The organism is Candidatus Pseudomonas phytovorans (assembly GCA_029202525.1).
GTDB classification, from domain to species: Bacteria; Pseudomonadota; Gammaproteobacteria; order Pseudomonadales; family Pseudomonadaceae; genus Aquipseudomonas; species Aquipseudomonas phytovorans.
In genome coordinates this window covers 2,556,298-2,581,785 of record CP119325.1, presented here as the reverse complement: position 1 = coordinate 2,581,785, position 25,488 = coordinate 2,556,298, and the positions used below count along the sequence as shown (strand labels likewise).

Below are 25,488 nucleotides of genomic sequence, written 5' to 3'. Positions count from 1 at the left end.
AGATGTACTGACTATCATTTATTGGTTCGGAGAATAATAATGTCGCAGTCTTTCGATTCATATGCACGAATCTTGATCATTGGTGGCGGAGCCATTGGATGCTCTCTGGCCTACCAATTGACCAAGCGTGGCGAGCGCGATGTGGTAGTGCTTGAAAAATCTCAATTGACCCACGGCTGCACCTGGCACGCCGCTGGTCTCGTCGGCCAGCTGCGTGGCAGCTTGAACCTCACTCGGATGATGCAAAACTCGGTTGCCGTGTTCGATGAGCTGGAAGCCGAGACGGGCCACGTCATTGATTGGCGCAAGGTTGGCTCACTGCGCCTGGCATCCTCTCAGGATCGCTGGAGCGAAATTCGCCGCTCGATGACGCTCGCGAAAAGCTTTGGGTTCGAATGCCACTCGCTGAATGCGAAGGAGGCTCAAGAACTTTTCCCTTACATGGATCCTGAGGGTGTTGTAGGTGCAGCCTTCATCCCTTCTGACGGCTACATTGACCCCTATGCCTTGACCCATGCCTATGCATCTGGAGCCAAAAAGCGCGGCGCGCAGATCCGCGAAGGCGTCCAGGTCAAAGAGATCATTCGCGAAGGACGCCGTGCCGTTGGTGTGGTTACGGATCATGGCACCATTGGCTGCGAAATCATGGTCAACTGTGCAGGCCTCTGGGCCAAGCGCATCGGCGAGATGGCCGGGGTTCACCTGGCAGCTGGCGTGGTCGAGCACCAATACTTCTTGACCGAAAAAACGCTGACCCTGCCGAAGAATCTTCCGACTCTTCGCGACCCTGACAAAAATTTCTACCTCAAGCCTGACGTCGGAGCTTTCGCTATCGGTGGCTGGGAGGACGGTACGAAAGGATGCTGGCGCTCTCGCCCACCATTCGAATTCGGGCGCGAGCTGTTCCCTGAGAACATGGATCGCCTCGAACTGTTCGCCCTCCCATGTTCTGAGCGGCTGCCAATCCTGAATGAGGTAGGTATCCAGACAGTCATCAACGGCCCTATCCCGGCATCGGCTGATGGCGAGCCAATCATGGGCCTGGCACCGGAACTGGACAACTTCTACGTGGCATGTGGCTTCACTGCCGGTATCGCAGCGTCTGGTGGTGCCGGCGTAGCCATGGCCAACTGGATTCTGGACGGTGATCCAGGCATGGATCTGTGGGCCTTCGACGTTCGCCGCTTCGGCGCCCCGCACAGTGTTGGCCGCTACCTGGAAGAGCGTGCAATCGAGGCCTACGGCAACTACTACAAGATCCACTGGCCAGGTGAAGAGACCAAGGTTGGCCGTGGGCTGCGTCGCTCCCCGTTCCACCAACATCTGAAAGACGCCAACGCAGTATTCGGTGCTCGTTTCGGTTGGGAGCGCGCCAACTGGTTCGCCCGCCCAGGTATCGACAGCCCCACCGAAATCTCGACCTTCGAGAAGAAGCCAAGCTATTTCGGCGCGGTTGCAGAAGAGTGCAAAGCGATTCGTGAACGTGCCGTCCTGATCGACCAGACGTCGTTCTCCAAATTCGAGATCACCGGCCCTGGTGCACTGGAAGCACTGCAGCACATTGCAGTGAATGACCTGAGCGAACCCGGTAAAGCGATCTACACCCAGCTCTGCAACGAAAAAGGCGGTATCGAGGCTGACCTGACCTTCGTACACCTGGACAGCGAACGCTTCATGATGGTGACCGGTTCCGGCTTCGGCGTGCGCGACAGCGATTGGATTCGCCGTCACTTGCCTGCCTCGGTTCAGATTCGCGAAGTCACCAACTCGCTGGCTACCCTCAACATCTGCGGCCCGCTGGCCCGTGACATCCTGCAATCGGTTACGGATGACGACGTATCCAACGAGGCCTTCCCTTACCTCAGCGCCAAGTACATCGAGGTTGGTTACGCACGTGTACTGGCCGTTCGTGTGGGTTACGTCGGCGAGCTGGGTTGGGAGCTGTACATCCCTCAGGAATACGCTGCAAGCGTTTACGAGACCCTGTGGAAAGCCGGTGAGCCACACGGCATCGCCAACGTTGGCTATCGCGCCATCGACTCCTGCCGTATGGAGAAAGGCTACCTGTACTGGTCGGGCGACATCACCCCGGACTACAACCCGTTCGAGGCTGGCCTGGGCTTCTGCGTCGCGTTCGACAAAGGCGATTTCATCGGCAAGGAAGCACTGCTCGCGATCAAGGAAGCTGGCGTCAAACGTCGCCTGTGCTCCTTTGTCGTCGAAGACTTCGCACCCTTCCACGGTGGCGAAACCATCATCAAGGACGGCAAAGTCGTTGGCCGCCTGACCAGCACCGCCTTCAGCCACATCCTTCAGAAAACGGTGGCATTCGGATATCTGCCAGTTGAGCTGACCAAGGAAAGCGACTTCATCATCGAAGCGCTTGGTAAACCCTATCAAGCTCAGCGTGGGGCTCGCTGCCTCTACGATCCGAAGTCCGATCGCCTGCGGGGTTAATGCCATGCAAACGATTGAGGAAACCATCCACGAAATGCGTTCGCTCAAGCGTTATGGAGCGATCAAGTCGATCACCCGCCTCGGCGGCCTGACTAACCGTGTGTTCCGTGTAGAAACGACATCCGGTGTGTTTTGCCTTCGCCTTCCTGGTGAGGGTACTGCAGAGTACATCGATCGAGGCCACGAATGCGTTGCCGCGAAAGAAGCAGCTCGCGTAGAGGTCAGTGCGCCAGTTGAGTTCTTCGACATTCGCACCGGGGTCAGCCTTACGCGCTTCATGGAGGAGGTTGTGACCATGACTCCTCAGTTGTTCCAGTCGAGGCAAGGTGCGATAGCTCGCGCCGGCCAGGCGCTTCGACAATTGCATACCAGCGATGCTCAGTTCGCGTCGCACTTTGACATGTTCAAGATGCTGGACGGCTACACCAAGATCCTCGCTCAGAAGTCAGCGAAAGTACCGGCTGGTTATGACGCGATCCTGGCGATACTGGAGAAGGCTCGAGCAGCATTGGAAGCCTTCCCGGTAGACTTGGCGCCGTGTCACTGCGATCCGCTGTGCGAGAACTTCCTGGACACCGGGGATCGGATGATCATCGTCGACTGGGAATACTCGGGCATGAACGATCCGATGTGGGACATTGCGGATCTAATCATCGAAGCAGAGCTTGGGCCGAAGGCTGAACAAGAGCTTCTGCAGGCCTACTTCAATGGCGAGCCCTCGCCCATTGAGTTTGGTCGGATCGTGATCTTCAAGGCGCTTTGCGATCTTCTGTGGTCGCTGTGGGGCCTGATTCAGCATGCCAATCACAACCCGGCCGATGACTTCTGGGCTTATGGGAACAAGCGCTTCCAACGTTGCCGTGAGCTCATGATGTCTGCATCGTTCCTGGATCATGTCAAAACGGTGCTGGAGGGCGCTGAAGAACTCGTGTAGCGCAGCACCACTTCTATCGCTTGTCGAACCTTCGCTTTGGGCGCCCTTTGGCGCCCTTTTTTAATTCCTGGCGCTGGTGCCTGGATTTAAGCAGCTTCTCATCTCGCCTCTCTGACCACCGGTTTCAGCACTCATATCCGATGGATCCCTCGTTTCAAGTTGTACGAGGTAGGCTTTTGTTGCCAGAGACGGTGCGTCTCCATGTCCTGCTCTATTCAAGGAGCAGAAATGGCTGATAGGGATATGCGTAGGACAATTACTATTCTTGAAGGCGAACCCACCCCTCTCAGCCTTGGAAAATTAATGAGGGCACGATTGTGTCCGAGGGGAAACGAAGGAAGGCAGCGTGGAAAGTCAGGAGGGAGAGAACTCAACGCGGCTGAGATGCCGCGTTGATGCAAGAGCTCACAAAAACTGTGGAGGCTGGGGGCAGTTTCCAGCGCTTGTAGAAGTCACCTCGGTACCCAGGATACGAAGTGGACACCATTCGACTTCATTTCGTCGAAAGGACAGATGCTGGAAAGCAGCAAGCCTGAACCAGGCAGTCGCAGGTCTGGCTCAAGTGCTAGTAGTGGCGCCAATACGTGCAGATGCTGCTCAACATCTGGATGCGGAATCTGCCGCCCATCCTCAACACCCATGAACTCACCATAGAGCAGCAAGTCGACGTCGAGTGTGATTAGCTTGCGCCCCTTCTTACGGTGCAGGCGCTGCTCGATGGCTTGCAGCTGAGACTTAACATCAGCGATCGAGCACTCTACGACACAGTTCACGACCAAATTCAGGAACGGCTCGTTCAAGCCGCCCACAGCCTTGCTTTCCACGACGGGTGAGACTCGCACTTGGCCGTACAGCATTCGTAAGCTATCCACAGCACATTGAAGAAAAAATTCGCGCCGCCCAGGGACGTTGCTCCCCAAACCAAGCCAGATACTCACAGACTGCTGATGCGCCAGGTCACCAACGACCGGGCGCTCACTCACTGCAGATTGACTCATTTTAGTTCCAGAATTTCCCAGCCCTGGAGGGACGCAAACTCACGCAGGCGCACATCCGGATCGACCGCCACCGGATGATCAACGTAGCTCAGCAGCGCAAGATCGTTGTACGAGTCACTGTAGAAGGTGGCAGCACTCAAAGAGAGCCCATGCTGAGATACCCACTGGACTAACCGAAGTATTTTTCCTTCCTGGTAGCAAGGGTCTCCGATAATTTTTCCGGTGTACCTCCCCTCCACAACCTCAGGGTCAGTACAGATGACATGCTCGATGCCAAAAACCTGCGCGATGGGCTCTGTGATGAAGCGGTTGGTTGCGCTGATCATCACAGGGCAATCGCCTCGATCACGATGAGCCTGGATGACCTCCAGGCCTTGGGCTTTAACTACTGGCTTGATTTTCTGATTGATGAAATCCTCTCGCCAAGCGAGCAGGTCACTCAAGGGGAACCTGACCAGGGGATCCAGCATGAAATCCAGAAACGATGAGTAGTTGAGCACCCCCTGGTGGTAGTCATCAGAAAATCGCTGTGCCCGGGTGAGGTGGGATTTTTCATCGCCCATGACTCCCAGCCGCCCCAGGTAGTGTTGCCACATGATCCCACTGTCGCCAGCAAGCAGCGTGTGGTCTAGATCAAACAAAGCTAGCGCCATGACCAGCTCCCTCTCTGACAAAAATTACATGCTTTGATAATTAGGGCCGCCACCGCCCTCAGGGGCAGTCCATACGATATTTTGGAAAGGATCCTTGATATCGCACGTCTTACAGTGAACACAGTTCTGAGCATTGATTTGCAGGCGCGGGCGCCCAGCCTCTGACTCGTCGATTTCGTAGACGCCAGCAGGGCAGTATCGTTGAGCAGGCTCAGCATAGAGCGGCAGGTTCGATCGGATGGGAAGCTCTGGATCCCTCAGTCTCAAGTGAACCGGCTGGTTTTCCTCATGGTTAGTATTCGAAAGGAAAACCGATGAGAGCTTGTCGAAGCTAAGGACACCGTCAGGCTTAGGGTACTCCATCGGTTTGCATTTTGAGGCTGGCTTCAGGCAGAGATGGTCAGGCGTGCGATCGTGCAAGGTAAAGGGCATTTTGCCCTTGAACCAATTCTGATCGATGTAATTGAACGCACCACCCAGGAGGCTGCCAAATTTGTGAATCGCCGGGCCGAAATTCCGACTGCGATAGAGCTCATCGTAGACCCAGCTTTCCTTGAACTTCTTCTCGTACCCTGTAAGGCAATCACCCCCTTGGCTGCCACGCCATATCGCTTCGATGATCGCCTCCGCCGCAAGCATCCCTGACTTCATCGCCGTATGGCTGCCTTTGATCTTGCTGAAGTTCAGCGTTCCTGCATCGCAACCGATGAGCGCTCCGCCTGGGAAGATCATTTTGGGCAGTGAGTTCAGGCCACCTTTGCAGATCGCACGGGCGCCATATGAGAGCCGCTTGCCGCCTTTCAAGTATTGCGCAATCACCGGATGGTGTTTGTATCGCTGAAACTCGTCGAACGGCGAGAGATAGGGGTTCTGATAGCTCAGATCCACGATCAGCCCCACCACCACTTGTTGATTCTCCAAGTGGTACAGGAATGATCCACCAGGGTTTTGATCGGTGAGTGGCCACCCCGCACTGTGCACCACCAGGCCAGTCTGGTGCTGTTCAGCAGGTATCTCCCACAGCTCTTTCAGGCCGATTCCATAATGCTGGGGATCCACGCCTTCGTTGAGCCCGAAATGCTCGATCAGTTGCTTGCCCAGATGGCCTCGGCAGCCTTCTGCAAAGAGCGTGTACTTTCCACGCAGCTCCATACCTGGCACATGAGTGTTCGCAATCGGCTCACCTTGACGATCTACACCCATGTCGCCAGTGACAATTCCCTTGATCACCCCGTCCTCGATAATGACGTCTTGTGCCGCAAATCCTGGGTAGATTTCTACCCCGAGGCTCTCAGCCCGTTGCGCCAACCACCGGCAGAGGTTCCCAAGAGAGATGATGTAGTTGCCTTCGTTGTGCATCGTTTTTGGGACTAACCCATCAGGCACTCGAGTCGACTCAGTCTCGCTCTGCAGCAGGTAAATATCATCGCGTAGTACGGGGGTGTGCAAAGGTGCACCCTCACTTTTCCAGTGAGGAAATAGCTCGGCCAGAGCGCGGGGCTCGAAGATCGCCCCGGAAAGCGTATGTGCTCCGACTTCAGAGCCCTTCTCGACGACACAGACAGAGAGTTCGAGATTAGTGTCCTGCGCTTGCTGCATCAGACGGCAAGCAGCCGACAGCCCTGCTGGCCCTGCGCCAACAATGACTACATCGAACTCCATAGATTCACGTTGCATGGTGATCCACCCAGGCTTGTTTTTGTAGTAGGTACCAGGCCTCAACGGCCAATGAGCTTCAGGGCTTCCTCGTGAAGAGCTGCAGATGCCGATGCCAGCAAGTGACCTGTCGACTCCAGCCCCAAGGGTTTGCCCAGCCAATCAGTAATGCGACCGCCCGCACCCTCGATGACAGGAATCACTGCCATGTAGTCATAGGGCTGGAGTTGCGCCTCCAACACGTAGTCAATGAATCCCGACGCCAGCAGACCGTGGAGGTAGCAATCACCACCAAAGCGGCGCAGTGCCGACGCTTGCGTCAGTGCTTCGTAGCCAGGGATGTCACATTCCAGGAATGAATCCGGAGAAGTTGTGTAACCCACGGATTCGGCAAGCCGTGCAGTTGGTCGCGTCGAAACAATTTCGCCGTTGTAACGAGTGGGCTGTCCAGCCACGCCTACCCAGCGCTCTTTCATCGCTGGCATGTCAATCACACCCACGACTGGCTTCCCATCTTCAAGCAGCGCGATGAGCGTTCCATACATGGGCATACCGGTGATGAAGCTCTTGGTGCCGTCGATGGGATCGACCACCCATGTGTAGCAGCCCGTCCCACTGGTGATGCCGTGCTCCTCACCGTAGATACCGTGATCGGGATAGACATCGCTGATCAGTGACCGCATCGCAGCCTCGGTTTCACGGTCTGCCACGGTTACCGGGGAATCATCTGCCTTGTGCTCGACATCGAGCGGACGACGGAAATATTTGAGAGACACCCGAGCAGCGGTATCCGCAAGCCTTTGGGCGAAGCGAGCATATTCATCATACGAATCGGTAGCGGGAACGTTCATGGATGCCTCCAGGGCTTCATGGGTGTGTGCCTCATGGCAATCAAAAAATAACCACGCCGAAGCAAAAAAACAACCTAAAACCACACATAATTACTATTTGTGTTGTTTTGCGTGGTTTGGCCCCTGAAAGACAACAGAAATCTGCACATCCAGCCCCGCATCCAGAAAGCTCTGGGATGGGCACCGCTGGGTAACAGGCCATGAAAATACGCCAGGCAGCCCTGGCGGACGGCTCGAAATGGAGAAAAATGGGCGAGAAGATGCGAAACCTCGCTTCACCCAGAGGGGTGGCGAGGCCGCAAAGCGGAGCGCGTTAGACAGCCGACCAGGGACCAATCTGGACGCCCTGATCGGCGATGAGGATCAGATGTCCTCGAGATCCAGCATGTCGACATCCCAAAAAACTTTAACGTCGTGCTGCTCACACAGGGCCAGGAATTCAGGCGCTGGTTTTTCATTGGTGAGAATGCAGTCAATCGCCCTCAGGTCACAGACCTTGATGGGGGCTCCTCGCCCAAGTTTGCTGCTATCAGCAACGACCCACACCTCTTCAGCCTGCTCCATCACGCCACGCGAAAATTCAGCTTCGCAGTAGTGAAAGTCCATGAGCTCACCACTCATTGATATACCGGCGATGGACAGCACGCCGTACTTGACCTTGAACTGACGAATGAACGTGAGTGCAGAGCTTCCGAAGGCTGCTGCATCATCCCCCCTTAGTTCTCCTCCCACCATGAACACTCGGTTTCCACCACGGGGAGCTAGCAACCAGGAGATCTGAGCACAGTTGGTAACCACAAAAAGGTTGCTGTGGTTTTCCAGCGCCTGGGCCACATAGGCCGTGGTGGCGCCAGTATCGAGCATGATGGAGTCACCGTTTTTGATCAGTTTGGCTGCGAGCTTGGCAGCCTGCTGCTTGGCCTCACGGTTCTCGTGCATACGACGCTGAAAGGGTGGCTCTTCAGTCCGCTGCGGCAGCATCACACCACCATGAAATTTGCTCACCAGGCCTTCGTCAATCAGCGGCTTGATGTTGCGGCGGATCGTTTCGGTGGTCACCTGCAACGCATCAGCGAGCTCGCCAATGCTTCGCGAGCCGTGGTCACGCACTACCTGCAGGATATCTGCCTGTCTCTTACTCAATGCTGTCATCACCTTGATCAATTGGTGGCCGCTACGCAGAGCGTGTGCCGTCACCAAAGATCGCTCATCGCACCGATTTTCGTCAAACATGATTGAGCTCCCGGTGTAAAAGACGCTACAAAACCACATTAAAGCACAGGCAAAGCACACATACCCACCTTCAATTGTTGTTTTGTGTTGACATTGCCGTTTGACGACTTCTAGAATCCTTCACAAGCCAACCGAAAATGTGGCTTTGTGCAAGCTGTGTGTGGTTTTACGCGGCGCTCAGCTGCCCCGCCTGGATTGCGCAAGCCTCTATCAACAGACCGTGGAGCCTGAAAGATGCTTGCCAATCAACTGTGGCTGTTCTACCTGGCCGGCGCTGCACTGATCACCACTGCAGTTGCCGTGAGTTCCGGCTTCAAACGCCCACCGCGAACGTGCCCTGAGGAATCGCGAAGCACCATGGCTGATGAGCTCTGTGCTTTCGAGGATGCAGAGACGATCGATATCTCCTCTGTCAGGCGGCATAGACGGTAGCGGGCGCCACCTCCCAGAAAGCACGCCCGGCTCAACGTAGAGCGCCGGCCTTTTGCGGTACCTCTGTTCCAACAACAAGACACGAAGGTATTAAAATGAGCACTCCCCACACCCCTTACGTCATCAAGGTCAGCTGCCCGGCTCGCTCGGGTATCGTCTCGGCTGTTTCCTCGTTGCTCGCTCATCGAAAGTGCTACATCACCGAACTGGCTCAGTACGACGACGAGAGCACTGGCAGGTTCTTCATGCGTGCAGTGTTCCGCCTGGAGGAAAGCGCCACCACCTCTATCGAAGAACTGCATGACGCAATGACTGATGTGGCGTGTGAATTCGACATGGAGTGGGAGCTCCATAGCACCGCCAAACCAATGCGCGTGCTGTTGATGGTCAGCAAATACGACCATTGCCTCTCCGATCTTCTCTATCGCCATCAGAAGGGCGAGATGCACATGGAGATTTCGGCCATCGTGTCCAACCACCTGGATCTGAGGCCAATGGCTGAGCGCGAAGGCATCCGCTTCATCTACCTTCCGGTGAACAAAGAGAACAAGGCCCAGCAAGAAAAAGCGCTGCTGGACATCATCAGTGACACCAACACAGACCTGGTTGTCCTTGCTCGCTACATGCAGATCCTGTCCGATGAGCTCTGCAAGAAACTGTCCGGGCGCGCGATCAACATTCACCATTCCTTCCTGCCTGGTTTCAAAGGCGCCAAGCCTTATCACCAAGCATTCTCCAGGGGTGTGAAGGTAATCGGAGCTACCGCCCACTACGTAACCGCTGACCTCGATGAGGGCCCAATCATCGAGCAGGAAGTACAGCGCGTGGATCACAGCTACGAGCCTGAAGACCTCGTTGCCATTGGCCGCGATACCGAGACCGTGGCGCTTTCAAAAGCAGTGAAATTCCACATCGAACACCGTGTTTTCCTCAACGAAGATAAAACGGTGATCTTCCAATGAACACAGCCTCAACCCAGTTGTTACTCATTGATGGCAAATCTGCCGCAGAGCGGGTTATCGAAGAGTCCGCTCGGGACGTTGCTGAACTATCGCGTCAAGGATACACACCAGGGTTGGCTGTGGTGCTGGTGGGGGATGACCCTGCCAGCCACGTCTACGTGCGCAACAAGGTCAAGACAGCTCACCGCATTGGCATGAAGTCTTTCCAGCACCAGCTGAGCGCCGAGTCGACCCAGCAGCAGGTACTGCAGACCATCCACGAGCTGAATGACAACCCTGAGGTGCATGGCATCCTGGTGCAGTTGCCCCTTCCCGACCACATTGATGAAGCAGCAATCATCAATGCAATTGACCCTGACAAGGATGTTGATGGCTTCCATCGCATCAACGTGGGCCGCCTGGTATTGGCCGAAGAAGGTGTTTTAGCCCCCTGCACTCCTTCCGGGTGCATGCGTCTACTCAGGGACACGTGCCCCGACCTGTCGGGCAAGCACGCGGTAGTGATCGGGCGTTCGAACATCGTAGGTAAGCCTATGGCCTCGCTGCTCCTGCAAGCGAACTGCTCGGTGACGATCCTCCACTCGAGAAGCCATAACGCGAAAGAGATCTGCCGCCAGGCAGACATCGTGATCGTCGCGGTGGGACGCCCGCAGATGGTCGATGCCTCTTGGCTGAAGAAAGGCGCAATCGTCATCGACGTAGGGATCAACCGGATTGAGGACAAGGTGGATGGCCGACCAAGGCTGGTCGGTGATGTCGACTTCGCCAGCGCGTCTGATGTTGCAGCTGCCATCACCCCTGTACCTGGCGGCGTAGGCCCAATGACCATCGCGTTCCTCATGAGCAACACCATCGCAGCGGCGAAACGCAAGCACGCAGCCGCCTCGCATCACCCATCGACTTCTCAAGCTCCAGCTTTTCTGTAAGGGGTCATCATGAAAGTTATCGTTGCTGTTAAACGTGTCGTCGACTTCAACGTGAAGGTCAGGGTGAAACCTGACGGATCAGGCGTCGACCTCTCCAACATCAAAATGGCGGTCAATCCGTTCTGTGAGATTGCCATTGAAGAGGCTGTCCGACTGAAGGAAAGAGGGATTGCTAGCGAGGTGATCGCGGTCTCGATTGGCCCACAGTCTGCACAAGAGCAGCTCCGGACTGCCTTGGCGCTGGGTGCAGATCGGGCGATCCTGGTAGAAACCGAAGAAAGCCTTGGCTCACTCGCAGTCGCGAAAATCCTCAACGCCGTGGTGAAGAGGGAACAGCCCGATCTCATTCTTCTGGGCAAGCAATCGGTAGATACCGACAACAACCAGACTGGCCAGATGTTGGCCGCATTGTCCAGCTATCCGCAAGGCACCTTCGCCTCCAAGCTCGAAGTCCAGGACGGCAACCTGGTGGTTACCCGCGAGGTAGACACTGGCATGCAAACCCTCAAGCTTAACCTGCCGGCGATCGTCACCAGCGATCTGCGACTGAACGAGCCTCGCTACGCTTCGCTGCCAAGCATCATGAAAGCGAAGAAAAAGCCTCTGGAGACCATCACCCCGCAAGCGCTGGGCGTTTCCACCTTCGCCACCGCAAGAACGCTGAAGGTGGAAGAACCGCCTGTGCGTCAAGCAGGTATCAAGGTGGGCTCCGTTGCCGAGCTGGTTGAAAAACTGAAGAATGAAGCGAAGGTGATCTGATGAAAGCCCTGATTCTTGCCGACTACACCCATGACTTCGCGCTGTCCCCTGCCACACTCAGCACCGTCACTGCTGCTAAACAGATTGGTGCAGAAATTGACATTCTCGTCGCCGGCTCTTCAGCCCAGAATGTGGCTGAAGCCGCATCGCAGGTGCCAGGCGTAGCGAACGTACTCTTCGCCAACGAGAGCGCCTACGATAACCTCATCGCAGAAAGCGTGGCACCATTAGTAGCTGAACTGGCGAAACAGTATTCGTATGTACTCAGCGGTGCGACAACCAACGGGAAGAACATTCTTCCTCGTGTCGCAGCGCTTCTGGACGTCGATCAAATCTCCGAGATCACCTCAGTCGAATCCCCTGATACCTTCAAGCGGACTGTGTACGCAGGCAACGCAATCGCTACTGTCCAGTCATATGCTCCTATCCACGTATTGACGGTCAGGTCGACCAGTTTTGAGCCAGCCGCTTCGGAAGGTGGTAGCGCTCCGGTGACGACTATCAGCGTCGCCCATACGAGCACGATCTCGAAGTTCGTAGATGAAAGGGTCGCTAGCTCCGACCGTCCTGAGCTGGTTACAGCCAAGATCGTCATCTCGGGTGGTCGCGGCATGCAGAACGGCGACAACTTCAAAATTCTCTACAGCGTCGCGGACAAGCTGGGAGCTGCGGTAGGTGCTTCTCGCGCCGCCGTGGACTCGGGCTTTGTACCGAACGACATGCAGGTCGGCCAGACCGGCAAGATTGTGGCGCCCGACCTGTACCTGGCGGTCGGTATCTCGGGTGCTATTCAGCACTTGGCGGGTATGAAGGACTCTAAGGTCATCGTCGCAATCAACAGCGATCCTGATGCTCCAATTTTCCAGGTAGCCGATTACGGGCTCGTAGCAGACCTGTTCGAAGCAGTACCAGAACTGGAGCGGGCCCTCTGATATTTGCTGCAAGAAGCTACTTGCGCAATATATTCAGACTGCACACTGCCTGAGAATGCATGCGCTCGGCCTGACACTTTTTCCATAGGGCGAAAGAAGAAGGAGAGCGCATTGCCCGATAGACACTCAAGGGAGAAGGACTGCTCTAAACTGCTGTGGATAGCCCGAGCAGAGCAGAGGCGTACATTAATCGTTCAATTGATTAAGGGTACCGAGGGAAATTTCAGGCAAAAAAAAGAGGCCTTAAAGGCCTCTTTTTTTGATCCCGGCGACGCACCGAGGATCGAATTTGGAGCGGGAAACGAGACTCGAACTCGCGACCCCGACCTTGGCAAGGTCGTGCTCTACCAACTGAGCTATTCCCGCGTCGTGATGGGTGCCATTCTAGCGATTTCTAAAACAGCGTCAACCCCTTGATTCAAAAAAACTTTTATTTCTGCTCAGAGCCTTCGCGCAGGTGCGGCCAGGCGGCCAGCAGGTAGTGCACCATCGACCACAGCGTCAGCCCCGCCGCCACCAGCAACAGCCCGTAGCCGAGAATAACCCAGAAGGTCATGCCGGGCGGGTTGGCCAGCAAAATCACCAGCGCCAACATCTGTGCCGCGGTTTTCCATTTACCGAGGTTGGACACAGCCACATGCGCCCGCGCGCCCAGTTCGGCCATCCACTCTCGCAGTGCCGACACCACGATCTCGCGGCCGATGATCACCGCAGCTGGCAGGGTCAGCCAGAAGTTGGCATGCACCTGCACCAGCAGCACCAAGGCCACTGCCACCATCAGCTTGTCGGCCACCGGATCGAGGAAGGCACCGAACGGGGTGCTCTGCTGCAGGCGACGCGCCAGGTAGCCGTCCAGCCAGTCGGTGGCGGCAGCAACCGCAAACACGCTGCTTGCGGCCATGTAGCTCCAGTGATAGGGCACATAGAACAGCAGAATGAAGATCGGGATGAGCAGGACGCGTAGAACGGTGAGCAGGTTTGGAATATTCATCGGTACGACTGGCCGCAAGTTGAGCCCGGCATTCTACTCGCTATGCAGGCTGGCATAAATTGATTCGGCAAGCTTTTTACTGATGCCGGGGGCTTTGGCGATTTCATCGATACTGGCGCGGTTGAGCTCCTGCAGGCCGCCGAAATGTTTCAGCAGGTCGCGCCGGCGTTTGGGCCCTACCCCGGCCACATCTTCCAGGCTGGACACCCGGCGGGCCTTGCCGCGGCGGGCGCGGTGGCCGGTAATGGCAAAACGGTGGGCTTCGTCGCGGATCTGCTGAATCAGGTGCAGGGCCGGTGAATCACCTTTCAGTGTGAACTCGTGGTGCACGTCATTCAGGTACAGGGTTTCAAAACCGGCCTTGCGGGTAACACCTTTGGCCACACCGAGCAGGGCCAGGTCAGTGAAGCCCAGCTCCTGCATCACGTCGCGGGCCATGTTCAACTGCCCTTTGCCGCCGTCTACCAATAACACGTCGGGCAGCTTGCCCTCACCGTCCTTGATGCGCCCGTAACGCCGGGTCAGGGCCTGGTGCATGGCGGCGTAGTCATCGCCGGCAGTGACGCCTTCGATGTTGAAGCGCCGGTAATCGGACTTCAGCGCGCCTTCGGGGCCGAATACCACGCAACTGGCCACGGTGGCTTCGCCGCTGGAATGGCTGATGTCGTAGCACTCCAGCCGCTGCGGCACCTCGTCCAGGCCCAGCACTTCGGCCAGGGCTTCGAAACGGGCGGCCATGTGCTGGCGGTTGGCCAGGCGGGCATTCAGCGCCTGCTCGGCATTGGTCACTGCCAACTGCTGCCATCGGGCGCGCGTGCCGCGTACCCGGTGGCTGATGGTCAGCTCGCGGCCACGCAGCGTGTGCAGCGCTTCGGTGATGGCAGCGAAGTCTTCGTGCACAACGTTGACGATCAACTCGCCAGGCAGTTCGCGCTCTGCGTTGCCCAGGTAGTACTGGGACAGGAATGCGGCCATGACCTCGGCCACCTCCTCCTCGATGCCTACCTGCGGGAAAAAGTTCTTGCTGCCCAGCACCCGGCCACCGCGCACGCTGATCAGGTGCACGCAGGCACCACCGGGGTTGACGAAGGCGGCGATGACATCGACGTCGCCACTGCCGCCCTCGATGTACTGCTGGTCCTGCACGCGGCGCAGCAAGGCGATCTGGTCGCGCAACTCGGCAGCTTTCTCGAAATTGAGGGCCATGGCGGCCTTCTCCATCTCGGCATTCAGCTCGTTGCCCAGTTGCTGGCTACGGCCCTCAAGAAACATCACCGAGTGGCGTACATCGTCGGCGTATTCCTCGGCGCTCACCAGGTCGGTGCAGGGCCCTTTGCAACGTTTGATCTGATACTGCAGGCACGGCCGGGTGCGGTTGGCGTAGTAGCTGTCTTCGCACTGGCGCACCGAAAAGGCCTTTTGCAGCAGGCTGAGGCTTTCGCGGATGGCCCCGGCGCTGGGGTATGGGCCAAAGTAGCGGCCCTTGGCCTTCTTCGCCCCACGGTGAATGCCCAACCGCGGGAACTCGCCGTCGGACAGGAACACGTAGGGGTAGGATTTGTCGTCGCGCAGCAGGATGTTGTACGGCGGCCGCCATTCCTTGATCAGGTTCTGCTCCAGCAGCAACGCCTCGGTTTCGTTGGCGGTGATGGTGGTTTCGACCTGGGCGATACGGGCTACCAGCGCAGCGGTCTTGGGCGCCAGGCCGGTTTTGCGGAAATAGCTGGCCAGGCGTTTTTTGAGGTTCTTGGCCTTGCCCACGTAAAGCAGCCGGGCTTCGGCGTCGAACATTCGGTAAACGCCCGGGCGACCGCTGCAGGTCGCCAGGAATGCGCTGGCATCAAACACTTGGGACATGAGGTTTTACAGGCTTGCGTCGACCATACCGTGGCGAACGGCCAGCAAGGTCAGTTCGACGTCGCTGGTGACCGAGAGTTTTTCAAAGATCCGATAACGGTAAGTATTGACGGTCTTGGGCGAGAGGCACAACTTGTCCGAGATGATCTGCACTTTCTGGCAGCCGACAATCATCAGGGCAATCTGGATTTCCCGCTCCGACAGTGAGTCGAACGGTGAGCCTTGTGGCTGAAACGGCTTCAGCGCCAGCTGTTGGGCAATTTGCGGGCTGATGTAGCGCTGGCCGGCAAATGCCAGGCGGATGGCCTGGACCATTTCGTCAAGGCCTGCACCCTTGGTCAGGTAACCGGCGGCACCGGCTTGCAACAGGCGCGTGGGGAACGGGTCTTCCTCGCACACAGTCACGGCCACGACCTTGATGTCCGGGTGGCTGCGCAGCAGTTTGCGGGTGGCCTCAAGGCCGCCGATGCCAGGCATTTTCACGTCCATCAGCACTACATCCGGCTTCAGCTCACGGGCCAGCTTGAGCGCGGATTCACCCGAATCACCCTCACCCACCACCTGCAGGCCATCGATATCGGCCAGCATGCGGGTAATACCGGTTCGTACCAGATCGTGATCGTCGACCACTAAGACCCTAATCAAGCACACACCTCGTCAGCAGGGCGATTGGATCCCGCCACCTTAACAAAATTTTTCCAAACGGGTCTAACGCATTGCTTCTGTAAGAAACGCCTGACGCTCAACAGTGACAGGCCTCACTGTTTGCCTGGGCTTTCTATCGCTGCTCAAGCGCCCAAGCAGGTGCCAGATGGCCGCCTGGTCGTCGACCGGCAATTGCCGAAAGGCACCCAGCAGCCCCGACTCATCCGTACTCAGGCCCTCTAGCGGGGCCGGCGTGCGGATACCGCCAATTACGTACAGTGCATCCACCCCCCTGGCCGCCAAGGCTGCCAGGTAATCGACCCGCGGCGTACGCTCGCCGCTTTCGTACTTGCCCTGGGCATTGGGTTCAACCCCACCGATATCGCCAAACACGCGCTGGGTCATGCCCAGGCGCTCACGCTCTTCCCGCAGTCGCGGACCAATTCCGTTCATTGTGGGCTTCTCCTTATCCCGGATCACGTTCATCCTCTGCCGCCCTCTTCTGCGGGCGACCGTGAACACCTGGCTCACTATGCCCCTGCGCTTCGATCGCGACAAGCCATCATTGCGCTACTAGCCAATCGTGCGTTGCATGCGCACAAAGCACGCGTCCTCACCCATTTTGACAAAGCCGTGGCGCTGGTACAGCAGGCGCGCCGGGTTGCTGTGAAACACCATCAGCCTCAGCAACGGCAGGCGCCGCTGCCCGGCCCACTGCGCCAACGCCTCCAGCACCCAACTGCCGACACCGCGCCCACGATGCTCGGGCAACAGGTGCAACTCGCGGATAAACAGCGCCTGGCGGTCCTGGCTGAGGCTGCAGTAACCCAACAGGTTATCGCCTTCACAGACCAGCCACTGCTCGCGCCAGCCCCAGGCCTGGTCGAAGGCATCCTCGATCCACAGCAGGTCATATTCACGGTAGTACGGCAGCATGGCGCGCCGCGTGAGGTCGCGGGCAAACGAACGGTGGCTGTCGTTGCCGGCAATCAGTTGCAGGGGCATTACCCCATCACTCGCTGGCCATCGTCTCCGTTGACCGCATCATAGAAACGCTTGCAGCGGATCATGGGTGTCTCCTGTATTTACCGTCCGTCTTGAGCCTAGATAATTCATTGATCGAGGTCACGGTCGGGTTACGAATTGTTTCTATGCTCAAGGCCTTCGGCAACCTGCCCTACGCCAACCGGAGCCACCATGGCAACCCCGTCACTGGCCAGCCAGCCGCAACTGGCCCAACGCGACGCCCACCCGCAACTTGCCCACAAGCCTGGGCGTGCCACGCTCGTGTTGTTCTTCGGCCTGCTGCTGGCCGGTATCGCCTACACCGCCTGGAGCCTGAAACAGGATGTCAGCGCCAGCGGCACGGTGATCACCACGGTCACGCCGTTTCTGCTACTGGGCCTGGCATTGTTGATTGCCCTGGGCTTCGAGTTCGTCAATGGCTTCCACGACACCGCCAACGCGGTGGCCACGGTGATCTACACCAACGCGCTGCCGGCACCGGTCGCGGTGGTGTGGTCCGGGCTGTGCAACTTCCTGGGCGTGCTGCTCTCCAGTGGGGCGGTGGCATTCGGCATCATCGCCCTGCTGCCGGTGGAACTGATTCTACAGGTCGGCTCCTCGGCTGGCTTCTCGATGGTGTTTGCCCTGCTGTTGGCTGCAATCATCTGGAACCTCGGCACCTGGTGGCTGGGCCTTCCGGCCTCGTCCTCGCACACGCTGATCGGCTCGATCATCGGTGTGGGCGTGGCCAATGCGCTGATGCATGGGCGTGACGGCACCAGCGGCGTGGACTGGGCCCAGGCCAGCAAGGTGGGTTACGCCCTGCTGTTCTCCCCGCTTATCGGCTTTGCCTGCGCCGCCTTGTTGTTGCTCGCCCTGCGTGCACTGGTCAAGCGTCAAGCGCTGTACCAGGCGCCGGAAGGCAATACACCGCCGCCGTGGTGGATTCGTGGCGTACTGATCCTGACGTGCACCGGGGTGTCTTTCGCCCACGGTTCCAACGACGGCCAGAAAGGCATGGGCCTGATCATGTTGATTCTGGTCGGCACCCTGCCAATGGCGTACGCGCTGAACAAGACCATGCCCAATGAGCAGGCCCTGCAGTTTTCCGCCGTCGCCGAAGTGACCCGCCAGGCGCTGGTGCGCAGCGACCCGCAAACGGCCCCGGCCGACCCGCGCCAGACGCTGACCGCGTTCATTGGCGAACCCAAGGCCAGCCCGCACCTGGTACCGGCGCTGGCAGCACTGACCGGAATGATCGGTGAAGAGGTCAAAGGCTACGGCTCGCTCAAGCGCATACCCGCCGAGGCCATGGCCAACGTGCGCAATGACATGTACCTGACCAGCGAAGCCATTCGCCTGATCGAGAAAAACCGCTTGGTGGCATTCGATGCCGACACCCGCAGCCATGTGCAACTGTTCAAGACCCAACTGGACGACGCCACCCGCTACATTCCGCTGTGGGTAAAAGTGGCCGTGGCCATCGCACTGGGGCTCGGCACCATGGTTGGCTGGCGGCGCATCGTGGTGACCGTGGGCGAGAAGATTGGCAAGACCCACCTGAGCTATGCCCAGGGCGCCTCGGCAGAGGTCGTTGCCATGTGCACCATTGGCGCAGCAGACATGTTCGGATTACCCGTTTCGACCACCCACGTGCTGAGCTCGGGGGTGGCCGGGACCATGGTGGCCAATGGCTCGGGGATTCAGAAGCGCACGCTGTTCAACTTGTTGATGGCCTGGGTGCTCACCCTGCCAGCGGCGATGCTGTTGGCCGGTAGCCTGTACTGGCTGCTGAACCAGATTTTCTAGCAGGCTGGGCTACCGGGGCTGCTGGCGCGCAGTCGGATCAGCCGGGGATTTTCAGGCCACGCTGCACGGCCGGCCGCTCAAGGAACTTGGCCAGCACCCGCTGCACTTCCATGAACTGGTCGAAGCCGACCAAGTCACGGGCGTTGTAGCGCTCCACCAGGTTACGCACCCAAGGGAAGATGGCAATGTCGGCGATGCTGTATTCGTCAACCATCCACTCCCGGCCTTTCAAGTGCCGATCCAGCACACCCAGCAACCGCTTGGACTCGTTGACATAGCGGTCACGCGGACGCTTGTCTTCATATTCCTTGCCAGCAAAGAAATGGAAGAACCCGACCTGACCAAACATCGGCCCGATGCCGCCCATCTGGAACATCAGCCACTGCAGCGTCTGGTAACGCTGGGCAGGATCCTGGCTGAGCAACTGTCCACTTTTCTCCGCCAGGTACTGCAAGATCGCCCCTGACTCAAACAACGGCAACGGCTGGCCGCCTGGGCCATTAGGGTCCAGGATGGCCGGGATCTTGTTGTTGGCGCTGAGCGAGATGAACTCAGGGCTTAACTGGTCATCGGTGTCGAAGCTGACCTTGTGCGGCTCATAGCCCAGGCCGATCTCTTCAAGCATGATCGATACCTTGACACCGTTAGGCGTCGGCAGCGAGTACAGCTGCAGCAGTTCGGGGTGTTTGGCGGGCCACTTGCGGGTGATGGAGAAAGCACTGAGATCGGTCATGATCAACCTTGCCTGGGGAATGAACCTGTCACTCTAGAGGCATCTCTGGCCGCTGACCATCACCGACCGCTCATCAGCCCTGGCCGTGGGCCTTGAGCTTGAGTTTTTCGGTATCGACACGGACAAACACCGAGTCGGCTGTCACGGTCAGCACATCGCCGGCCCACACTTCGCAAAGTACCCGGCTCTTGCGCCCTGGTTCGCCTTCCACTCGCGCCTTGAGCAACAATTCGACGCCCATCGGCGTGGGTTTCAGATAGGTCAGGTTGAGCGTACCCGTCACGCAGTCGATACGCGGCAGGCTTCCCGGTTCGCGGCCCTCGTTGCGGTAGTGGTAGGCCATGGCTGTCCAGTTGGAGTGGCAATCGACCAGCATTGCCAGCAGGCCGCCGTAGACAAGGCCGGGCCAGCCGATGAACGTGCTGTCAGGCGCATGACGGCATAACAGGTGAATGCCGTCGGTATCCCAATGGCTTTGCAGGTGCAGCCCGCTGGGGTGGGAACAGCCGCAGCCGTAGCAGGTACCTTCTGGTGCCGCGAGGGCCTGGAGGGAAAGGGAGTGGTCGTTCATACGCTTCCTGTGCTTATAGATATGGGGGCGCGCAACGCCCCCAATTAAAGCAGATACATCAAGCCGTCTGGGCAACCACCTTGGCACGCCGCTGGGTCAGCGAAACCAGCAGGATGAACGCGGTTACCCCAGCGGTCATCAGGGTTTCATAGCGGTAGGCATCGCTGAACAGCATGTAGCCCAGCACCATGACGATGGTGCCGATCACCAGCCAGGTCAGGTACGGGAACAGCCACATCTTCAGCTCCAGCGGGCGCCCTTCGCGGTCGGCGCGGGCACGCATGCGCAGCTGCGACACGGCAATCACCAGGTACACCAGCAAGGCGATGGCACCGGTGGTCGACAGCAAGAAGCCGAAGACCTTGCCCGGGAACACATAGTTGACCAGGCACCCGGCAAAACCGGCCAGCGTCGAGAAGATGACAGCCACGGTCGGCACGCCCGATCCGGAGATACGCTTGGTCACGCTCAGTGCCTGGCCGCGGGCGCCCAGCGAATAGAGCATGCGCGACGCCGTGTACAGGCCCGAGTTCATGCAACTGGTCACCGCCACCAGTACCACCAGGTCGACCAGCAGCTTGGCGCCCGGCACATTCAGCACTTCCAGCACGCGCTGGAACGAACCGACCGCTTTCAGCGCAGGGTCATTCCAGGCCACCAGCGACACCACCAGGAAAATCGACGCCAGGTAGAAGATGGCGATGCGGTACACCACCAGGTTGGTGGCACGGCGGATCTTGTCTTTCGGGTTGGCGGTTTCGTCAGCGGCAATGGTGACGATTTCCGCGCCGAAGAACGAGAAAATGGTGATCAGCACACCACCCAGCACGGTGCCGAAGCCGTTGGGCATGAAGCCGCCGTTGTCCCACAACCGGCTGACCCCGGACACCTCGGCCAGCGGCCAGAAGCCGAACACTGCCAGGCTGCAGACCACGATGAAGGCGATGATCGCCACCACCTTGACCAAGGCAAACCAATACTCGAAGGCACCAAAGTTCTTCACGCTGATCAGGTTGGTACACGACAGCAGCAGCATGATCAGGAAGGCGAACAGCCAGGACGGCACGCCGGGGAAGTAGCTATGCAGGATGTCGGCACCGGCAATGGCTTCAACCGGAATGATCAGTACCCAGAACCACCAGTACAGCCAGCCGATGGTAAAGCCCGCCCAGGGCCCGATGGCTTCGGAGGCATAGGTGGAGAACGAGCCACTGGTGGGGTTGGCGATGGCCATCTCGCCGAGCATGCGCATCACCAGCAAGACCAGCAGGCCGGTCATGGCATAGGAAATGAGAATGGCCGGGCCGGCGGTGGCGATGGCGTTGGAGGAACCGATGAACAGGCCAGCGCCAATGATGCCGGCGATGGAGATCATGGACACCTGACGCGAGGTCAGGCCGTGCTGCAGGGAACGCTGTTTCTTGTTGTCTTGCGAAGCCATGAAGAACCCTCGAATGGGTCGGCCGCTTTGAGGCGGCTGAAGGTCGGAGCAGAATTCTTGTAAATTTCTGATAGTCGTTGTTGTTGTTTTGCAGATGCCGGAAGCGGGTACTGACCTCCTCTTCGCATGACCGGTTGTAATCGTTGATCCAGGTCAGTATTAATCTATAGGCCGGGGTCAACAAACGACCTTTTTGAACCACATAATTCCGTTTTGGAATGAACTCTTTCCTTTTTTGCTCGGTATTTGCCTGTCATGTCCAAACGCCTGATGCCTTCGACCACCGCCCTTCAGTGCTTCGAAGCGGCCGCCCGCCACCTCAGCTTCACCCGTGCGGCGCAGGAACTGCACCTGACCCAGAGCGCCGTCAGCAAGCAGGTGGCGCAGCTTGAGGACATGCTTTCGCACTCGCTGTTCCAGCGCATTCGCCGGCGCCTGCACCTGACCCCGGCCGGCGCGCTGTACCTCACCGAAGTGAACAAGATCCTCACCCAGATCGACATTTCCAGCCGCTACATCCTCAGCTACGGCGACGAAACCGAAGTGCTGCGTATCGCCACCCAGCCCACCTTCGGCGCGCGCTGGCTGGTGCCCAAACTCAAGGGTTTCGGCGACCGCTACCCACGCATTCACCTGGATGTACGCAACGAACTGGAGCCATTCGACCTGGTGCAGGCCAAGGCCGACGTTGCCTTTTTCTTCGGCCAGGGCACCTGGCCTGGGGCAACCTGCATCGAGTTGTTCAGCGAAGAGGTGGTGCCGGTGTGCAGCCCGCATTTGCTGGCCAACCACGCTTTCGACAGTGCCCAGGCGCTGACCGAGCACCGCCTGCTGCAGTGCGTGTCGCGGCCGGAGGCCTGGCATGAATGGTTTCTGGGATTGGGGCTGCATAGCCAGAACAGCTACCACGGGCCGCGTTTCGACACGTTCTACCTGTGCATTCGCGCGGCGATTGCAGGCTGTGGAATTGCCCTGATTCCGCGCTATCTGGTGGCCGAGGAGCTGAGCGAGGGCAAGCTGGTGGTGGCCTGGGACCACCCGGTGGCGAGCAACGGCCGGCACTTCATTGCCCATGCCGAGCATGCCGCCGAAGTGCCCAAGATCAGGGCTTTTGTGCAGTGGATTCGCGAGCGGGTGGCCGAGGGGGATTGAGTTAACCTGTACCGGCCTCTTCGCGGGTGAACCCGCTCCCACAGGGATCGCACAATGCCAGGGCCTGTGGCGAAACCTGTGGGAGCGGGTTCACCCGCGAAGAGGCCGGCACAGGCAACACAGATCAATGGCCAGATCACGAATCCATGGAATGACCGCAATACAATAATTCGTTTGCGGAATAGCCCCTCGGCACGCTTGGATAATAAGAAACTCGAACAAGGTCCGCGTGCCCCATGAACCAGGAAAGTATCAGCCAATCCATTGCCATCGTTCACCCGATTACACTTTCACATGGCCGCAATGCCGAAGTCTGGGACACGGACGGCAAACGTTATATCGATTTCGTCGGCGGTATCGGCGTGCTCAACCTGGGCCATTGCAACCCGGCCGTTGTCGAGGCCATCCAGGCACAGGCTGCCCGCCTCACCCACTACGCCTTCAACGCAGCCCCCCACGGCCCGTATCTGGCACTGATGGAACAACTGAGCCAGTTCGTACCGGTGAGCTACCCCGTGGCCGGGATGCTCACCAACAGCGGCGCGGAAGCCGCGGAAAACGCCCTGAAAGTGGCCCGCGGCGCCACCGGCAAGCGCGCCATCATCGCCTTCGACGGCGCCTTCCATGGCCGCACGCTGGCCACCCTGAACCTCAACGGCAAGGTTGCCCCTTACAAGCAACGGGTCGGCGAACTGCCGGGGCCGGTGTACCACCTGCCCTACCCCAGTGCCGACACCGGGGTTACCTGCGAGCAGGCGCTCAAGGCCATGGACCGACTGTTCAGCGTCGAGCTCGCCGTGGAAGACGTGGCAGCTTTCATCCTGGAGCCGGTGCAGGGCGAAGGTGGCTTCCTGGCCCTTGACCCGGCCTTCGCCCAGGCCCTTCGCCGTTTTTGCGACGAACACGGCATCCTGATCATCATTGACGAGATCCAGTCAGGCTTCGGCCGCACCGGCCAGCGCTTTGCCTTCCCGCGCCTGGGCATCGAGCCCGACCTGCTGTTGCTGGCTAAAAGCATTGCGGGCGGCATGCCGCTAGGTGCGGTGGTTGGGCGCAAGGAATTGATGGCGTCGCTGCCCAAGGGTGGCCTCGGCGGCACCTACTCGGGCAACCCGATTGCCTGCGCGGCGGCGCTTGCCAGCCTGGCGCAGATGACCGACGAGAACGTCGCCACCTGGGGTGAGCGCCAGGAGCAGGCCATCGTCAGCCGCCACCAACGCTGGACGGCCTCGGGCCTGAGCCCGTTCATCGGTCGCCTGACCGGCGTGGGCGCCATGCGTGGCATCGAGTTCGTCAATGCCGATGGCAGCCCGGCGCCAGCGCAACTGGCCAAGGTGATGGAAGCAGCGCGGGCCAAGGGCCTGCTGCTGATGCCAAGCGGCAAGGCACGGCACATTATCCGCCTGCTGGCACCGCTGACCATCGAGGCCGAGGTGCTTGAAGAAGGCCTGGATATCCTTGAGCAGTGCCTGGCCGAACTGGGCACTTGATAGGCGCGGGGCTTACAGGCCCAGTTCTTGCGGGGTAAGCATGTCGGACTCGAAGGCAATCCAGCCGCCTTCGAGTTCGGCATGACCATTGACCATCGGGCCGTAGTAGGTCAGGCCGTTTTCCAAGGTCACGCAGATGTGCGTGGCGTTCTTTTCGGGCGCCGCGAGCGTACCGACGAAATGCACCTTCTTGAGGGTTTCGGTGACCGCCTCCAGGCCTACGCGCACCTTGGGGTTTTCCGAGGCCTCGGTGTCGCCCCCACGGTCTTCGGCGCTGATGGTGACGGTGGCGATGTAGGGGTACTGGCTGCTCAAACGGGGTTTCCTCTAAAGATGTGTAGGCGTGTGGGCGCGTAGAGTACGGCAGCCGCACCGTGTTGTCTCTACTGGCCTCTTCGCGGGCACGCCCGCTCCCACAGGGAGCGCATGTTGCTCAGCGTGTGTACAGCACCTGTGGGAGCGGGCGTGCCCGCGAAGAGGCCGGGCCTGCAAAAGGTGATCTGAAGGGCCTGATCTGTTAGGGTGCCCGCCGATGCACGCCACACCACACGAGGATCCCGAGTGAGCGCCGAAGAACCCCTGATCGCCGACCTGTTCGATGTCGACAAACGCCTGTCCCTCAAGCCCGTCGTGGACTTCAACAGCTACCTGAGCAGCGCCTTCGGCGAAGGCCCGTGCCGCTGCCACCGCTGCACCGAAGGTGGCGACGAAAGCACCTACAGCCACGCCCACGCCTTCATCTTTGAAGGCCGCCAGTGGCACCGTCGCTTCGCCAGCACCTCGGGCAGCGATGTCGCCCAGGCGCTGAAAAAGGCCTGGCTGTCGTACACCAAGGCCGAGCTCAACCTGGTCGGCACACTGGACCTGGCCACCCTCAAGACCTTCACCGAAGCCGCACTGCACCCACGCCTGCTGGCGCTTCTGACGGCCAGCGGTCTGGCCCGCGAAATCGACGGCCAATGGATGCTGCAAGCCCAGGCCGACTGACGGCCCGGCGGCAG

The 25,488-nt window shown here is 58.8% G+C and carries 24 protein-coding genes and 1 tRNA gene; 10 read left to right on the top strand and 15 right to left on the bottom strand.

Annotation, left to right across the window (positions count from 1 at the left end; translation table 11 throughout):
- The first annotated feature begins 72 nt into the window (after positions 1-72).
- Both P0Y58_11355 and P0Y58_11350 read left to right on the top strand, forming a co-directional pair.
- Entirely contained in the window at positions 73-2,457 is a 2,385-nt protein-coding gene (locus P0Y58_11355; protein WEK32757.1) for an FAD-dependent oxidoreductase, read from the top strand.
- Positions 2,458-2,461: 4 nt separating this feature from the next.
- Complete coding sequence (locus tag P0Y58_11350; GenBank protein ID WEK32756.1) at positions 2,462-3,391, top strand: choline kinase family protein; 930 nt, start codon at positions 2,462-2,464, stop codon at positions 3,389-3,391.
- Positions 3,392-3,843: 452 nt separating this feature from the next.
- Here P0Y58_11350 and folK read toward each other — a convergent pair whose 3' ends face one another.
- From folK to P0Y58_11325, 5 genes are all read right to left on the bottom strand, one after another.
- Entirely contained in the window at positions 3,844-4,389 is a 546-nt protein-coding gene (gene folK / locus P0Y58_11345) for a 2-amino-4-hydroxy-6-hydroxymethyldihydropteridine diphosphokinase (GenBank protein ID WEK32755.1), read from the bottom strand.
- Positions 4,386-5,042, bottom strand: a complete 657-nt coding sequence (locus P0Y58_11340) for an HAD-IB family hydrolase (protein WEK32754.1) — start codon at positions 5,040-5,042, stop codon at positions 4,386-4,388. Before P0Y58_11340 ends, folK begins: the two co-directional genes overlap by 4 nt.
- 24 nt (positions 5,043-5,066) lie before the next feature.
- Positions 5,067-6,719 (bottom strand): electron transfer flavoprotein-ubiquinone oxidoreductase, encoded by a 1,653-nt coding sequence (locus P0Y58_11335; GenBank protein ID WEK32753.1) that lies wholly within the window; start codon positions 6,717-6,719, stop codon positions 5,067-5,069.
- Positions 6,720-6,760: 41 nt separating this feature from the next.
- A complete protein-coding gene (hisN, locus tag P0Y58_11330; GenBank protein WEK32752.1) occupies positions 6,761-7,549 on the bottom strand; it encodes a histidinol-phosphatase in 789 nt (262 codons plus the stop codon).
- Positions 7,550-7,912: 363 nt separating this feature from the next.
- On the bottom strand, positions 7,913-8,782 hold the full coding sequence (locus tag P0Y58_11325; protein ID WEK32751.1) for a DeoR/GlpR family DNA-binding transcription regulator: 870 nt from the start codon (positions 8,780-8,782) through the stop codon (positions 7,913-7,915).
- A 527-nt stretch (positions 8,783-9,309) separates the two neighbouring features.
- On the opposite strand from P0Y58_11325, the gene purU reads away from it, so the two are divergent.
- The 4 genes from purU to P0Y58_11305 are packed head-to-tail and all read left to right on the top strand — an operon-like array spanning position 9,310 to position 12,793.
- Positions 9,310-10,176 (top strand): formyltetrahydrofolate deformylase, encoded by an 867-nt coding sequence (purU, locus tag P0Y58_11320; protein WEK32750.1) that lies wholly within the window; start codon positions 9,310-9,312, stop codon positions 10,174-10,176.
- Positions 10,173-11,102 carry a bifunctional methylenetetrahydrofolate dehydrogenase/methenyltetrahydrofolate cyclohydrolase FolD gene (gene folD, locus P0Y58_11315; GenBank protein ID WEK32749.1) on the top strand — a complete coding sequence of 310 codons (930 nt, stop codon included), beginning with the start codon at positions 10,173-10,175 and terminating at the stop codon, positions 11,100-11,102. The genes purU and folD overlap by 4 nt, the downstream gene beginning before the upstream one ends.
- A gap of 9 nt (positions 11,103-11,111) precedes the next feature.
- Positions 11,112-11,861: an electron transfer flavoprotein subunit beta/FixA family protein gene (locus tag P0Y58_11310; protein ID WEK32748.1), complete on the top strand. Its 750-nt coding sequence runs from the start codon at positions 11,112-11,114 to the stop codon at positions 11,859-11,861.
- On the top strand, positions 11,861-12,793 hold the full coding sequence (locus tag P0Y58_11305) for an FAD-binding protein (protein WEK32747.1): 933 nt from the start codon (positions 11,861-11,863) through the stop codon (positions 12,791-12,793). Before P0Y58_11310 ends, P0Y58_11305 begins: the two co-directional genes overlap by 1 nt.
- A 290-nt stretch (positions 12,794-13,083) precedes the next feature.
- On the opposite strand, the gene P0Y58_11300 is transcribed toward P0Y58_11305, so the two are convergent.
- The 6 genes from P0Y58_11300 to P0Y58_11275 all read right to left on the bottom strand — a co-directional run bounded on the left by P0Y58_11300 (position 13,084) and on the right by P0Y58_11275 (position 17,291).
- Positions 13,084-13,159: transfer RNA gene (locus P0Y58_11300), tRNA-Gly, on the bottom strand.
- 64 nt (positions 13,160-13,223) lie between these two features.
- Positions 13,224-13,784, bottom strand: coding sequence for a CDP-diacylglycerol--glycerol-3-phosphate 3-phosphatidyltransferase (pgsA, locus tag P0Y58_11295; protein WEK32746.1), 561 nt, complete (start codon positions 13,782-13,784; stop codon positions 13,224-13,226).
- A 33-nt stretch (positions 13,785-13,817) separates the two neighbouring features.
- Positions 13,818-15,641, bottom strand: coding sequence for an excinuclease ABC subunit UvrC (uvrC, locus tag P0Y58_11290; protein WEK32745.1), 1,824 nt, complete (start codon positions 15,639-15,641; stop codon positions 13,818-13,820).
- 6 nt (positions 15,642-15,647) lie between these two features.
- Positions 15,648-16,286: a UvrY/SirA/GacA family response regulator transcription factor gene (uvrY, locus tag P0Y58_11285; protein WEK32744.1), complete on the bottom strand. Its 639-nt coding sequence runs from the start codon at positions 16,284-16,286 to the stop codon at positions 15,648-15,650.
- Positions 16,287-16,349: 63 nt separating this feature from the next.
- Positions 16,350-16,739, bottom strand: a complete 390-nt coding sequence (locus tag P0Y58_11280) for a helix-turn-helix transcriptional regulator (protein WEK32743.1) — start codon at positions 16,737-16,739, stop codon at positions 16,350-16,352.
- Between the two features lie 120 nt (positions 16,740-16,859).
- Positions 16,860-17,291 (bottom strand): GNAT family N-acetyltransferase, encoded by a 432-nt coding sequence (locus tag P0Y58_11275; GenBank protein WEK32742.1) that lies wholly within the window; start codon positions 17,289-17,291, stop codon positions 16,860-16,862.
- 192 nt (positions 17,292-17,483) lie between these two features.
- On the opposite strand from P0Y58_11275, the gene P0Y58_11270 reads away from it, so the two are divergent.
- The gene (locus P0Y58_11270) at positions 17,484-19,100 is read left to right on the top strand and encodes an inorganic phosphate transporter (protein ID WEK32741.1); all 1,617 of its coding nucleotides are present in this window, start codon (positions 17,484-17,486) and stop codon (positions 19,098-19,100) included.
- Positions 19,101-19,137: 37 nt separating this feature from the next.
- Here the strand turns inward: P0Y58_11270 and P0Y58_11265 are convergent, their stop codons facing one another.
- The 3 genes from P0Y58_11265 to P0Y58_11255 all read right to left on the bottom strand — a co-directional run bounded on the left by P0Y58_11265 (position 19,138) and on the right by P0Y58_11255 (position 21,845).
- A complete protein-coding gene (locus tag P0Y58_11265) occupies positions 19,138-19,833 on the bottom strand; it encodes a glutathione S-transferase N-terminal domain-containing protein (GenBank protein ID WEK32740.1) in 696 nt (231 codons plus the stop codon).
- Between the two features lie 73 nt (positions 19,834-19,906).
- Complete coding sequence (locus P0Y58_11260; protein ID WEK32739.1) at positions 19,907-20,404, bottom strand: PaaI family thioesterase; 498 nt, start codon at positions 20,402-20,404, stop codon at positions 19,907-19,909.
- 58 nt (positions 20,405-20,462) lie between these two features.
- Positions 20,463-21,845: an amino acid permease gene (locus tag P0Y58_11255; GenBank protein ID WEK32738.1), complete on the bottom strand. Its 1,383-nt coding sequence runs from the start codon at positions 21,843-21,845 to the stop codon at positions 20,463-20,465.
- Positions 21,846-22,100: 255 nt separating this feature from the next.
- Between P0Y58_11255 and P0Y58_11250 the strand changes: the two genes are divergently transcribed.
- Together P0Y58_11250 and P0Y58_11245 are read left to right on the top strand one after the other, a co-directional pair.
- Positions 22,101-22,997, top strand: coding sequence for a LysR substrate-binding domain-containing protein (locus P0Y58_11250; GenBank protein WEK32737.1), 897 nt, complete (start codon positions 22,101-22,103; stop codon positions 22,995-22,997).
- A 236-nt stretch (positions 22,998-23,233) separates the two neighbouring features.
- Positions 23,234-24,487 carry an aspartate aminotransferase family protein gene (locus P0Y58_11245; GenBank protein WEK32736.1) on the top strand — a complete coding sequence of 418 codons (1,254 nt, stop codon included), beginning with the start codon at positions 23,234-23,236 and terminating at the stop codon, positions 24,485-24,487.
- Positions 24,488-24,499: 12 nt separating this feature from the next.
- On the opposite strand, the gene P0Y58_11240 is transcribed toward P0Y58_11245, so the two are convergent.
- Positions 24,500-24,802, bottom strand: a complete 303-nt coding sequence (locus tag P0Y58_11240; GenBank protein WEK32735.1) for a hypothetical protein — start codon at positions 24,800-24,802, stop codon at positions 24,500-24,502.
- 246 nt (positions 24,803-25,048) lie between these two features.
- Between P0Y58_11240 and P0Y58_11235 the strand changes: the two genes are divergently transcribed.
- The gene (locus P0Y58_11235; protein ID WEK32734.1) at positions 25,049-25,474 is read left to right on the top strand and encodes a hypothetical protein; all 426 of its coding nucleotides are present in this window, start codon (positions 25,049-25,051) and stop codon (positions 25,472-25,474) included.
- Positions 25,475-25,488: the final 14 nt, after the last annotated feature.